This is a genomic window from Pedobacter sp. MC2016-14 (assembly GCF_020991475.1).
Classification (GTDB): Bacteria; Bacteroidota; Bacteroidia; order Sphingobacteriales; family Sphingobacteriaceae; genus Pedobacter.
This window is the reverse complement of record NZ_JAJMPA010000001.1, coordinates 1,651,374-1,664,544: the sequence shown is the minus strand read 5'-3', so window position 1 is coordinate 1,664,544 and position 13,171 is coordinate 1,651,374. Positions and strand designations below refer to the sequence as shown.

Genomic DNA, 13,171 nt, shown 5'->3' with positions numbered 1-13,171 from the left:
AAGGGTTATTTGGTTACGTAATTCCTAATGTTTGTTAAGTTGATAATAAACTTCATTCCATCTCAAATCATTACGCAACTGGTTAATTGTCGTATTGTTGTCAATACCCACATATTCAATTCCAGAAATGTCTGCAAAATCGGTAAGGTGTTCAGCCGTTAAATTCTGACTGTAACAAGTATGGTGTGCCCCGCCTGCATAAATCCATGCTGCGCAACCTGTTTTCATATCTGGCTGTGGTTTCCACAATACGCGTGCTACCGGTAATTTCGGTAATTCTTCTTGTTGTTCAACGCCATCAACAATGTTTACAAGCATACGGAACCTGTTACCCATATCTACAATAGAGGCATTTAAAGCCGGACCATTTTCAGCGTCAAAAATCAACCGAACCGGATCAGCTTTGCCACCGATCCCCAAAGGATGAATTTCGCATTTAATAGGACCTTTTGCCAGGGCGGCATCTACTTCAAGCATGTGCGAGCCCAATACGAAAGAATTTTTAGGCTCAAAATGGTAAGTATAATCTTCCATAAAAGCATTTGCACCTTTCAATCCGCTACCCATTACTTTCATCGTTCTTACCAGCATCGCCGTCTTCCAATCGCCCTCTCCGGCAAAACCATAACCGTCAGCCATTAAACGCTGTACCGCAATTCCAGGAAGCTGCGCCATGCCATGCAAGTCCTCAAATGTATCAGAAAAGCCTTTAAAATTACCTTGCTCAAGGAAATTACGCAAACCGATTTCAATTTTAGCGGCTTCTCTTAATGAAGCATGTTGAGCACCACCTTTAATTAAAGTTTGGCCCATAACATATGTATCCGCATATTCTTTAATCAACTGATCAATCGCAGCATCAGAAGTTTGATTGATCACAGCAACCAGGTCACCTATACCATAAGTATTTACAGAACAGCCAAACTTAATTTCCGCCTCAACTTTATCACCCTCGGTAACCGCCACATTACGCATATTGTCACCAAAACGCGCAAATTTCGCACCTTGAAGATCAAACCAGCCCGCAGCAGCCCTTAACCATGTGTTTACACTTTCCCTAACTTCAGGATCTTCCCAATGTCCGGCAACAACTTTACGGTTAATGCGCATTCTGGAAACGATAAACCCAAACTCCCTGTCACCATGTGCACTTTGGTTTAAGTTCATAAAGTCCATATCCATAGTACTCCATGGAATGTCACGGTTAAATTGTGTATGTAAATGAAGTAATGGTTTTTGCAACACTTTCAATCCACCGATCCACATTTTAGCAGGCGAAAAAGTATGCATCCAGGCAATAATTCCAATACAGTTTTTTGCATTGTTTGCTTCCTGGCATACCGCATAAATTTCCTCATGTGTTTTTACGGTAGGTTTAAAAACAATTTTTACAGGAATTTCAGGTGCATCATTTAATGCCCTGGCAATTTGCTGAGAGTGTTCTGCAACTTGTCTTAAGGTTTCTTCACCATATAAATGCTGGCTTCCAGTAATAAACCAGGCTTCTAATTGTTCTAGGTTGGTCGTCATATTTTTTGTTTATTGTCCGTAATAGGAATCTACACCATGTTTACGGTCGTAGTGTTTTTTAATTAAAGCATCTTTCATTGGCCTAACGTCAGTTTTGATCTGTTCAGTAAGGAAGGCCATTTTCGCAAGCTCCTCTACAACAGCGCTGTTGTAAACGGCTTTGTCCGCAGTTTTACCCCAGGTAAAAGGAGCATGGTTCCCTACCAGGATCATTTCTACCTCCGTATAACTCAGTCCCTGAACTTCCAGGTGTTCCATGATCTGAAATCCCGTTTCATACTCATAATTTCCTTTAATCTTTTCATCGCTCATTGGTGGCGCACAAGGAATTGCGGCGGTAGTATGATCGGCATGGGTGGTTCCGTAAACAGGAATTTCCCTTAACGATTGGGCCCAGGCCGTTCCGTAAGTAGAATGCGTGTGTACAATCCCACCAATTTCAGCCCAATGCTTGTAAAGTACCGCATGGGTTTTAGTATCCGAAGAGGGTCTCAAATCCCCTTCTACAGTATTGCCATCAAAATCTACAATCACCATATTCTCCGGCGATAAATCTTCATAAGGAACACCACTTGGTTTAATGGCAAAAACCTTATTTTCCCTGTCTGCCGCACTTGCATTTCCAAAGGTAAAAAGCACAAGTCCTAATTTAGGAAGCTTCATATTGGCCGCATAAGCCTGCTCCCTGATGTGTTGATACTTACTCATGAATGGTATTTTTTTCAATATAGTTACCTAAAGATTTGTATCGTGGAAACCTTTCAGCATAAAACGCTACGTTTTCTTCAATCGGATAAAATTCCTGTTCAAAACCGCAACCCATACCTTGCATCGCTTCCTCGGTTGTACCATAAATCCCTGCTACCACAGCGGCAAACATGGCTGCACCAAGGGCACAAGTATGCTCAAATTTATGGATACGAATAGGCATATTCAATACATCAGCCATCATTTGCATGATGTAAGGCGATTTCTTAGCCACGCCGCCAATACCAATGATGCCTTTTACAGGCACACCTTCTGCAATAAAACGCTCCACAATATTTTTAGCACCAAAACAAGTTGCTTCAGCCATCGCCTTAAATAATTCAGCAGGACCTGTAGCCAGCGTAAGGTTCATTACTGCCGCACCCAGCATTTGATTGGCATCAGGCGTACGTCTTCCGTTCAGCCAGTCAATCCCTATCGGATCACTTGGTTTATTTGGCAATTTTGCAGCCGCTTCTGCCAGCTCAGGAATAGAACGGCCCGTAAGTTTAGATACCCAGGCATATACATCACCAAAAGCAGACTGTCCGGCTTCTAAGCCCAGCATGCCAGGAATTACAGAACCATTTACCTGTCCGCAAATCCCTTTTATTAATTTACCTTCCATATCCGTTGCTGGTGCAACTAAAATATCACAGGTAGAGGTACCCATTACTTTACTTAAGTGGTAAGGTTCAATTTGTCCGCCAACGGCGCCCATATGTGCATCAAATGCACCAACACCAACTTTCACATCGGTACTTAAGCCTAATTTCTCTGCCCATTCTGCACTTAATGAACCTGCTGATTCATCTGAAGTATAAGTTTCTGAAAACAAACGATCGGTAAAACCATCCAGAATTGGATCAAGGGTTTTGAAAAACTCATTTGGAGGTAAGCCATCAAATTCTTCAGCCCAAAGCGCCTTGTGTCCTGCGGCACAGCGACTGCGTTTCATTTCTTTAGCCGCAGAACCGCCAGTAAGCAGAAAAGGGATCCAGTCACAGTGTTCAACCCATGAGTAGCAGGCATTTTTTACCGCTTCGTCTGTCCGTAAGGTGCGGAGTAACTTAGCCCAAAACCATTCAGAAGAATAGATACCACCGCAGTAGTCCAGGTAATTTACCGGAGTGGTTAAAGCGTGGGCATTAATTTGCGCAGCTTCTTTTACCGCGGTATGGTCTTTCCATAAAACAAACATGGCATGCGGGTTTTCCTCAAATTCAGGAAGCAATGCCAAAGGCACTCCTGCTTCGTTTACCGCTACCGGTGTAGAACCAGTAGTATCTATCGAAATAGCCTTTACCGCAGCCGCCGCTTCAGTACCTGCTTGTTGCAGGCAATCTTTAATGGTATGCGTTAATCCTTCAATATAATCTAAAGGATGCTGCCTAAACTGATTGGTTGCCGGATTACAATATAAGCCCTGCTGCCATCTGGGATAATTGAAGACCGAAGAAGCGATCTCTACCCCGTTTTTTGCATTGACCAATACAGAGCGGACAGAATCCGAACCGTAGTCAACCCCAATAACAAACTGATCTGTATTCATATAAATTATAAATGTCAAATTAACGCTTATTTATTTGCTTAATGAAATTTCTAAGCCAAATTGTTTACGTGTTATTTCATCCCATTATTCCCCTATCAAATGATCAGGATTAGGGATAAAATTAAAAAATGCCTGAAAATTATCCCTATATTTTTGCTTGTTCAGCTTAAAATAAAACGCACCTTTTCTGGAGGCGGATTTGTCTTTTTCTTCTAATTTAATCAATAAACCTGTACCAGTAAGCTTCCTTAAAAAATTCCGCTTATCAATCGTGGTATTGTATACGGCTTCATACAAACTCTGTAACTGTGGAATGGTAAATTTCTCGGGCAGGAGTTCAAAAAGCAAAGGGTGCAGTGCAGCTTTATACCTGATTTTCTGCTGGGCCCTCTTAATCATTTCTGTATGGTCAAAAATAAGTCCCGGCATTTCACCAATCATAAACCATTCTGCCTGGTACCGGTCATTCAGTTGCTCTTCATATTTATGAATATCAATTAAAGCAAAATAGGCTACAGAGACTACCCTTTCCTGCGGGTCCCTGTTGGGTGATCCAAAAACATGGAGTTGTTCCAGGTATACACCTTTTAAACCGGTTAATTCCTTTAAAATATTGTTCGCGGCATCGTCCAGACTTTCATCTGCACCCACAAAACCACCCATTAAACTCCAACGGCCTCTTTCCACTTCAAAGCCACGTTTAATTAGTAATATTTTTAAATTAACGCCATCAAAACCAAAGATGATGCAATCTATAGCCACCAGCATCCGGCTTCCAATTGTATGTTCAATCATCTCCATTTTTTAAATCGGCGCTAATATATAACCAAAACAGCTTAACTATATCATGTATAGTTAATTTAATACGGTTCTAAAATTCCAAACATTACCCTCGTCTAACACTTCATTTTTCCATTTTTCAAAACCTATTGCTTAACTTTGCATTATGATCGAACTTCCGGTTGTTTCAGCAAACCCAGTACAACGAAAACCAGATTGGCTTAGAGTAAAGCTTCCTGTAGGAAAAGAATATGCACAAGTGCGTAGTCTGGTAGATACGCATAAACTGCACACCATTTGCGAAAGTGGCAATTGTCCTAATATGGGCGAATGCTGGGGCGCAGGTACAGCAACCTTTATGATCCTTGGTAACATTTGTACCAGGTCATGCTCGTTCTGTGCCGTGGCAACAGGAAGACCATTGGCTGTAGATTTGGATGAGCCAAACAGAATAGCCAATTCCGTGAAACTCATGAATGTAAAACATTGCGTAATTACTTCTGTTGACCGTGATGATTTAAAAGATGGCGGATCAATTATTTGGGCAGAAACGCTCCAGGCTATTCGCAGGGAAAGTCCGGAAACCACACTTGAAACCCTGATACCTGATTTTAGGGGCATCTGGGATAACCTATACCGTGTACTGGAAGAAAGGCCTGAAGTGATGTCTCACAATGTTGAAACAGTAAAAAGGTTAACCAGGCAAGTACGTATCCAGGCAAAATATGACCGCAGTTTAGAAGCATTGAAGCGAATTTCTGAATTTGGGCTCAGAACAAAAACAGGGATTATGCTGGGGCTTGGCGAAACCGAAGATGATGTACTTGAAGCTATGGATGATTTAGTAGCAAACGGGGTACATATCTTAACACTTGGCCAGTATTTGCAGCCGACTAAAAGTCACCATCCGGTGGTAGACTGGATTCATCCTGATCAATTTGCTAAATATAAAGAAGCAGGACTTGCAAGAGGACTTAAATACGTTGAAAGCGGGCCATTGGTACGCTCGTCCTACCACGCAGAAAAACATTTATTTGATTTTAACCCTACAGTTAAATAAATTAAATAATTTGTTTTATCTGCTATATATTTTTTTATATTAGCCCCATTGGCAGCGACACAAAAAATATCACTTTCAGAGGAAGAATTGGTTCGGGCATTAAAATGTCAGGAAACCATCGCTATTAGGGCACTCTATGACATGTACTCTGCTGCATTGTTAGGGGTAATTACAAGAATCGTTCAGCACTCCGAAACTTCAGAAGACTTACTCCAGGAAACTTTCGTTAAGATTTGGAATTCTGCGGATAGCTATGATCCGGGAAAAGGCAGGTTATTTACCTGGATGATGAATGTTGCCAGACATATGGCCATTGACAAGCTCAGATCCAAAGATTTTAGGAACGCCACAAAAAACCAAGAGCTTGAAAATAACGTAGGTTTTATAGACGAGCAAAAAAAGGTAACTTTTAATTCGGATACACTAGGTTTGAGGGATATGGTAACGGCACTAAAACCAGAATATCAAAGTGTTCTTGACATGGTCTATTTTAAAGGCTACACACATGTTGAAGCGTCGGAAGAATTAAACTTGCCATTGGGTACGGTAAAAACCAGGATCAGAATGGCTATAATGGAATTAAGAAAGCATTTTAATTGAACGAACCAGAAGCATATATAGAAACCGGAACACTTGAACTTTATGTTTTAGGGCAGCTTACCGCTGATGAAGAACAGGAAGTTGAGGCAATGGCTGCTAAATATCCTGAAATCAGAGAGGAGATTAGCAACATAGAGATGGCTATGGAAAAATATGCTTTAATGCATGCTATGACTCCTGTTTCTGATCTTGCTGAACAAATATTTTCGAACACCAGAAAAGAAATTGAGGCCGAAGCACTTAAGATTATTCCTCCGTCTGCAGGATACGAATCTAAATTAAGAACATTAAGATATGCACTTGTTGCTTGTATTGCACTATTAATTGTGAGTACTGCTGCGCTTTTCTCCGCGCATACTAAGCTTAATGTTGCAGAAGAACAGATTGTCAGTTTAAGTGAAGAAAAAGAAAAATTTGCTTCCAGGGCCAGTTTCATGGAAGAAAACAACAATGAACTTCAAAAGGTAGCGGATATGGCTGCTGATCCTGCCTGGAAAATCGTAAGGCTTGCAGGAACTAAATTTGCTCCTGAAGCTAAAATAATGATTTACTGGCATCCGGATGGCAAACATGTTGTTCTTGATCATGCAAAAATGAAATTGCCAGTCAATGACCAGGAACACCAATACCAACTTTGGGCACTGGTAAATGGAAAACCTGTTGACCTGGGCGTGTTTGACATGAAAAATGGTGCCACTCATCTGTTGTCAAATATGAAAGAGATTGGAATGGCACAAACTTTTGCCGTAACACTCGAAAAACGAGGTGGAAGTGTAAGCCCCACACTTGATCAAATGGTTGCTGCGGGCAACATTACAATTTAATTTTCTGAAAGTAAAGATTTAATGGTTTTTGGAACCTGACTTGCCAGCGCTGATGCTGTTATGTTTGCATAAATTGCAGAGAGCGTATCTCCAGCCATACCATGAATGTAACAGCCCAGTAATGCGGCTTCTATGCCTGTGTATCCCTGAGCAATAAAAGCGGTAATGATCCCCGTTAGTACATCGCCCATCCCGCCTTGTGCTATAGCAGGATTACCAGTAGTATTGACATGAACCCAGCCTTTCTGATCTACCACAAAGGTAAACTGATTTTTAAGGACAATAATAATTCCCTTTTCTGCCGCTTTAGCCTTTGCTGTTTCCAGGCGGCCCCACCAGGTATCATGTTTCCCAAATAACCTGTCAAATTCTTTAACATGTGGCGTAAAAACAACCTGCCGGTCAAAAAAATCAGGGAGGTTATTTACTGACAGCATAGTTAAAGCATCTGCATCTGCTACAATCGACAAGGAAGACCTTAATATTTTATCCAGCATCTCCCCGTTTACACTCGTATCATCAGGATCTGGATTGAAACCAGGCCCTATGCCCACTACATTATATTTTTTAAGGAAATCATTTCCAAAGCCTAATGCATCTCTACCTAAATACATCACCTCTGGCAATGCGGTATTTAAAGCTATCAAACCACTTTCGGGGATGCAAGCTGTTGTTAAACCTGCACCAGCCTGTAAACAGCCTTTTGCCGCCAGTAAGGCCGCACCCATCGTTTCCCTTGCACCCGCTACAATCAATGCATGACCATAGGTGCCTTTGTAACTAAATATTTTTCTGGGTTTCAAAATTGCCCTTATAGCCGTTAATGTTACCAGACTAAACTCCTTTTCATCGTCTGGTGCCGATGCATCGGGCAAAAAATCATTTAGTTGATGATCCATGGTTTCTAGTATTCCATTTCCTTCTTCAAAAACTTCCCGGTAAGACTGATCGGGTTCTGGATTAAACCTTCCGGTGTGCCTTCAAATAAAATCCTCCCACCTCCGGCTCCGCCTTCTTCTCCAAGATCAATCACCCAGTCGGCTACCTTTACCACATCCAGGTTATGCTCTATCACCAGTACCGTGTTGCCTTTTTCTACTAGCTCATTCAATACACCAAGTAATACATTAATGTCTTCAAAATGCAAACCTGTGGTCGGTTCATCTAAAATATAAAAGGTACGTCCGGTATCTTTTTTAGATAATTCTGTCGCCAGTTTAACACGTTGTGCTTCTCCACCTGATAAGGTAGTAGAAGATTGGCCCAAAGTGATGTAACCTAGTCCTACATCTTTTAAGGTTCTGATCTTCCTGTAAATGGCCGGCATGTTTTCAAAAAAGTTGCAGGCATCTTCAATGCTCATGTCAAGTACATCGCTAATAGACTTTCCTCTGTAGCGTACTTCAAGAGTTTCCCTGTTGTACCTGCGACCGCCACATTCTTCACAGGGCACCTGCACGTCGGGCAGAAAATTCATCTCAATAACTTTTAAACCTGCACCCTGACAGGTCTCACAACGTCCGCCTTTCACATTGAAAGAAAAGCGTCCAGGCTTATACCCTCTTATTTTAGCCTCCGGCAATTGCACATACAGGTTTCTGATGTCAGAAAACACCCCTGTATAGGTGGATGGATTAGAACGCGGCGTACGTCCGATAGGTGCCTGGTCGATCTCAATTACCTTGTCAATCTCTTTTAGTCCATTGATTTTTTCATAAGGCAAAGGATGTTTTTTTGCCCTAAAAAAGTGATGGTTCAAAATCGGGTACAATGTTTCTGTAATCAGGCTTGATTTCCCACTTCCCGAAACACCGGTAACGGCAATAAATTTCCCCAATGGAAAATCTACAGATACGTCCTTTAAGTTATGCCCACTCGCCTTGATGATGGACAGCTTGTGCCCATTCCCTTTACGACGTTTTTTAGGAATTTCAATTTTCTTTTTACCGTTAAGGTAAGCAGCAGTCAGCGTATCCGACTTTAAAATATCAGCTGGTAAACCTTGCGCCACAATGTATCCACCACGCACGCCCGCTGCAGGTCCTACGTCAATCACGTGGTCTGCTTCCAGGATCATGTCTTTATCATGCTCTACCACCAATACCGTATTGCCAAGATCCCTCAGATTTTTTAATGCACCAATCAGCCGCTCGTTATCACGCTGATGCAGGCCAATACTAGGCTCATCCAGAATGTACATCACATTCATTAGCTGCGAGCCAATCTGAGTAGCCAAACGAATTCGCTGGGCCTCCCCACCAGATAGTGTTCTTGCGGTACGGTCTAAAGTAAGATAAGTTAAGCCTACGTCGGTCAGGAAACCAAGTCGGGCACGGATTTCTTTTAAAATCTCTTTAGCAATGGTATTTTGTCGCTCGTTTAAACGCTCCTCAACATTCAAAAACCAGGCCTGCAGGTGATGAATATCCATTTCAGACAGCTCAAATATATTTCGCCCGTCTATTTTAAAATGCAGGCTTTCCTTTTTTAACCTTGCGCCGTTACAAACCGGGCAGGTTTTCAGCTTCCTGAAATTCTCTATATCTTCAACTGCACCTTCGCCTTTACGTTCCTGCTGCTCTTCAAGCAGTTTCACGATCCCGTCAAAGGTAATCTGGTAGTTTTGAACATTCCACTTATTGTATTCTACTGCAACGCTCAGCAATTCAGGACTTCCATCTAAAATCAAGGTAATGATTTCATCATCCAGTTTCTCAATTGGTGTAGCAAGTGAAAAGTTATGTTTTTTAGCCAATGCTTTTAAAACCTGAAACATCCAAATGTCACGGTACTCACCCAATGGGGCCAAACCACCGTTCATAATGCTCAGTTTTGGATTAGGCATTACAGACTCCTTATCTACCACTGTAATGTAACCCAGACCATCGCAACGCTCGCATGCACCATAGGGCGAGTTAAAGGAGAAGCTATTGGGTTGTGGCTCATCATAAGAAATCCCTGTAGTTGGGCACATTAAAAAGCGACTGAAATGGGAAACATTATTGTCCTTATCACTAATTTTGATAATGCCTTTTCCCAGGCGCATCGCTGTTTGTAAAGAATCCAGTAAACGTTTTCTGTCCTCTGGCTCTACAATCAACCGATCTACCACAATTTCAATATCGTGGATCTTATACCGGTCTACCTGCATTTTGGCAGTGATGTCTTTGATCTCGCCGTCTACCCTAACTTTAACATATCCTTGCTTCCGAATCTGTTCAAATAACTCGCGATAATGTCCCTTACGTCCTTTTACAACGGGCGCCAGGATATTAACCGGAACATGATCATACTTTTTAAAAATATTGGCCAGGATCTGGTCTTCAGTCATCCGCTCCATTTTCTCCCCTGTATTGTAAGAGAAAGCATCAGCTGCGCGGGCATACAACAAACGCATAAAATCGTAAATCTCCGTAATGGTACCCACGGTAGACCTAGGGTTTTTACTGGTCGTTTTTTGTTCAATGGCAATCACCGGACTTAATCCGGAAACCTTATCCACATCCGGGCGTTCCATTCCCCCCATAAACTGCCGGGAATAGGCACTAAATGTTTCCATGTACCTGCGCTGTCCTTCCGCATAAATGGTATCAAAAGCCAGTGAAGACTTACCACTACCACTTAAACCGGTAATCACAACCAGTTGGTTGCGCGGAAAAGAAACATCAATATTTTTTAGGTTATGTACCCGGGCACCGTATACTTCTACATCCTTTTGCTCGCCGAGGTCAACATTATTTTTGCTCATATTATATTAAAAAACGCTACAGAATCTTGCGCTGAAAGATAGCAAAAATTCTACCAAACTAAAGTGGTGTCATCTTCTGTCGGATGACCGGTACAAACCAGCACTCTTCCCGCGGCTATTTCATGATCCAGCAGGACTTCATTGTAATCCATACGTACATGCCCCCTGGTACAGGTTGCCGTACAAGAACTGCAGATCCCTGCTTTGCAACTGTAGGGCAGCTCAATTTTCTGCTCTAAAGCCGCATTGAGAATGCTTTTGTGATAAGGAACCTGGAGACGATGGACTACCCCTTTGAAATTTAAAACTACCGAATAGGTATTGGTATCTTTAACAACCTTCTCCGTAGTGTCATCATCATCGGCTTCGTCTTCTGGCAGTACAAATGTTTCTCTTTTTATTTGGGTAATGTCAAAACCCAATTTAAGCAAGACAATTCGGCAGGTCACCATGTAATCTATAGGGCCGCATAAATAACACAACGCATCTTTTTGATCAAATTCCAGGTTTTCTTCTACTGTTTTTTCAATCAGTCCTACGTTTAAACGTGCCTTAAGCAAGTTTTTTGACTGACTAAAAGCATAGATTAAAACAAACCTTTCAGGGTAACTTGCCTGCAACTGGTTCAGCTCCTCATAAAACAAGGTATCCAGCGCCGACCGGTTGCTATAAATCAACACTATTTTAGAGGCCTTTTCTCTGATCAATGCCGTTTTTACTATGGCAATCAGCGGCGTAATGCCCACCCCGGCCCCAAAAAGAAAGATAGTCCTGGGCAAAAATTCCTGAGTGGTATACGTAAAAATTCCGTTTGGAGGCAAGGCCGTTAACACTTCCCCAACCGCTAGTTTGTGGTGCAACAATCGGGAAATCTCACCATTCTCAACGCGCTTCACCGCAATTTTAAGCGGTTCATCTACATCAGGGGAACTACATAATGAATACGATCTCCGCAATTCACGTCCCCTGATGTTAAAGACAAATGTTAGAAACTGTCCGGCAAAATAATGAGGTTTCGTTCCATCTATTACATCAAAACTAAGGATCAGCGTTTCTCCCGGACCATAGCTCATTGCTGTTACGCGCAGTTTCATCAATTCCATCGGCTGCAAAATAAGCAATTCTGCAGCAAATTGAATTACAAAAATGTACAATTAGCCCACAGTTAGCTTTGTGGTTATCGCAATTCTGTTCCAGGCATTGATGGTTACAATGGCCATGATAATTTGGGCCAGCTCATCCTCTTCAAATAACGCTGCGGCCTTTTGGTAAGTTTCATCAGAAACATGATTACTGATTTTTGTTACTTCTTCTGTTAAAGCTAAAACGGCTTGCTCTTTTTCTGTGTATAAAGTTGTCTCTCTCCATGCATTCAGCAGGTACAACCGCTGTTCCGTTTCCCCTATTTTACGGGCATCTGCGGCGTGCATATTTAAACAAAATGCACAACCGTTGATTTGAGAAGCCCTCATTTTAATCAGCTCCAACAGAATCGGATCTACTTTACTGGTTGATAAATACTTTTCCAGCCCAAACATCGCCTGATAGGCTGCTGGTGCTACTTTCTGAATGTTAATTCTATTTTCCATGTTTTTGCTATTTTGATTACGATGTAAAGGTCTGGAAGACTGCAATCAAAAAACTTAATGTAGATTAAGAAAAGAAATCAGGAGTTATTTTTTAGCCCTGATCTTACTTAAAAATTCTGGCGTAAAACCTAAATATGAGGCCAGCATATATTGAGGTACCCGTTGTACAAATTCCGGAAACAACTTGTTGAAGTTAGTATACCGCTCTTCGGCGGTTTGGCTGTATAGATATTTTATTCTGATTTGGGAAGCCTGATGTAATTTCTGAAAGATTAACCTGAAGTATTTTTCCAACTTAGGCAGGCTTTGGTACATCTTGTCATATTGATGGTGTTCCAATACAATAACCTCTGTGGCTTCGGCAGCCTGAATGTAGAACTCGGATGATTTTTGAAAAAGGAAACTGGTTAAATCCGAAATCCACCAATTCTCAATCGCAAACTGTGTGGTTTGTTCTGCTCCTTTGATGTCAATGAAATAAAGCCGCAGACAACCTTTGACCACGAAATAATTTGCCCGGCAAACTTCTCCTTCTTCCAGCAAGAATGCTTTCTTTTTATATACTGAAGATTTAAGCAAAGCCCCTAGCATCTCCTGCTCTTCAGCATTAAGGTCTACAAATTTATTAATATGGTTGTAAAGCGCGGTATACATGTTGTTTTATGATCCAGCTAAACTACTCATAATTAAAAATACAAACAAAAGCCGCTTTGTAACCTACTCTAATGCCCGAGGTTTACT

General features: G+C 41.6%; 12 protein-coding genes. 3 read left to right on the top strand and 9 right to left on the bottom strand.

The annotated features are described in order from the left end of the window. Positions 1 to 24: 24 nt before the first annotated feature. The 4 genes from araA to LPB86_RS06915 form a co-directional block, all read right to left on the bottom strand. Positions 25 to 1,530 carry an L-arabinose isomerase gene (araA, locus tag LPB86_RS06930; RefSeq protein ID WP_230642041.1) on the bottom strand — a complete coding sequence of 502 codons (1,506 nt, stop codon included), beginning with the start codon at positions 1,528 to 1,530 and terminating at the stop codon, positions 25 to 27. A gap of 9 nt (positions 1,531 to 1,539) precedes the next feature. After that, positions 1,540 to 2,238 carry an L-ribulose-5-phosphate 4-epimerase gene (locus LPB86_RS06925; protein ID WP_230642040.1) on the bottom strand — a complete coding sequence of 233 codons (699 nt, stop codon included), beginning with the start codon at positions 2,236 to 2,238 and terminating at the stop codon, positions 1,540 to 1,542. After that, positions 2,231 to 3,829: a ribulokinase gene (locus tag LPB86_RS06920; RefSeq protein WP_230642039.1), complete on the bottom strand. Its 1,599-nt coding sequence runs from the start codon at positions 3,827 to 3,829 to the stop codon at positions 2,231 to 2,233. Before LPB86_RS06920 ends, LPB86_RS06925 begins: the two co-directional genes overlap by 8 nt. An 84-nt stretch (positions 3,830 to 3,913) precedes the next feature. Next, entirely contained in the window at positions 3,914 to 4,624 is a 711-nt protein-coding gene (locus LPB86_RS06915) for an NUDIX domain-containing protein (RefSeq protein WP_230642038.1), read from the bottom strand. A gap of 151 nt (positions 4,625 to 4,775) precedes the next feature. On the opposite strand from LPB86_RS06915, the gene lipA reads away from it, so the two are divergent. The 3 genes from lipA to LPB86_RS06900 are packed head-to-tail and all read left to right on the top strand — an operon-like array spanning position 4,776 to position 7,093. Then, entirely contained in the window at positions 4,776 to 5,669 is an 894-nt protein-coding gene (gene lipA / locus LPB86_RS06910; protein WP_230642037.1) for a lipoyl synthase, read from the top strand. A gap of 48 nt (positions 5,670 to 5,717) precedes the next feature. Next, complete coding sequence (locus tag LPB86_RS06905) at positions 5,718 to 6,269, top strand: RNA polymerase sigma factor (protein WP_230642036.1); 552 nt, start codon at positions 5,718 to 5,720, stop codon at positions 6,267 to 6,269. Further along, positions 6,266 to 7,093: an anti-sigma factor domain-containing protein gene (locus LPB86_RS06900; RefSeq protein ID WP_230642035.1), complete on the top strand. Its 828-nt coding sequence runs from the start codon at positions 6,266 to 6,268 to the stop codon at positions 7,091 to 7,093. Before LPB86_RS06905 ends, LPB86_RS06900 begins: the two co-directional genes overlap by 4 nt. Here LPB86_RS06900 and LPB86_RS06895 read toward each other — a convergent pair. The 5 genes from LPB86_RS06895 to LPB86_RS06875 form a co-directional block, all read right to left on the bottom strand. Beyond that, complete coding sequence (locus LPB86_RS06895) at positions 7,090 to 7,992, bottom strand: NAD(P)H-hydrate dehydratase (protein WP_230642034.1); 903 nt, start codon at positions 7,990 to 7,992, stop codon at positions 7,090 to 7,092. The two genes, LPB86_RS06900 and LPB86_RS06895, sit on opposite strands and share 4 nt — an antisense overlap. A gap of 5 nt (positions 7,993 to 7,997) precedes the next feature. After that, positions 7,998 to 10,841 carry an excinuclease ABC subunit UvrA gene (gene uvrA / locus LPB86_RS06890; RefSeq protein ID WP_230642033.1) on the bottom strand — a complete coding sequence of 948 codons (2,844 nt, stop codon included), beginning with the start codon at positions 10,839 to 10,841 and terminating at the stop codon, positions 7,998 to 8,000. A 50-nt stretch (positions 10,842 to 10,891) separates the two neighbouring features. Beyond that, complete coding sequence (locus tag LPB86_RS06885; RefSeq protein WP_370632801.1) at positions 10,892 to 11,995, bottom strand: 2Fe-2S iron-sulfur cluster-binding protein; 1,104 nt, start codon at positions 11,993 to 11,995, stop codon at positions 10,892 to 10,894. Next, positions 11,996 to 12,430 carry a carboxymuconolactone decarboxylase family protein gene (locus tag LPB86_RS06880; RefSeq protein ID WP_230642032.1) on the bottom strand — a complete coding sequence of 145 codons (435 nt, stop codon included), beginning with the start codon at positions 12,428 to 12,430 and terminating at the stop codon, positions 11,996 to 11,998. It lies immediately after the preceding gene. Positions 12,431 to 12,514: 84 nt separating this feature from the next. Beyond that, on the bottom strand, positions 12,515 to 13,084 hold the full coding sequence (locus tag LPB86_RS06875) for a Crp/Fnr family transcriptional regulator (RefSeq protein WP_230642031.1): 570 nt from the start codon (positions 13,082 to 13,084) through the stop codon (positions 12,515 to 12,517). Positions 13,085 to 13,171: the final 87 nt, after the last annotated feature.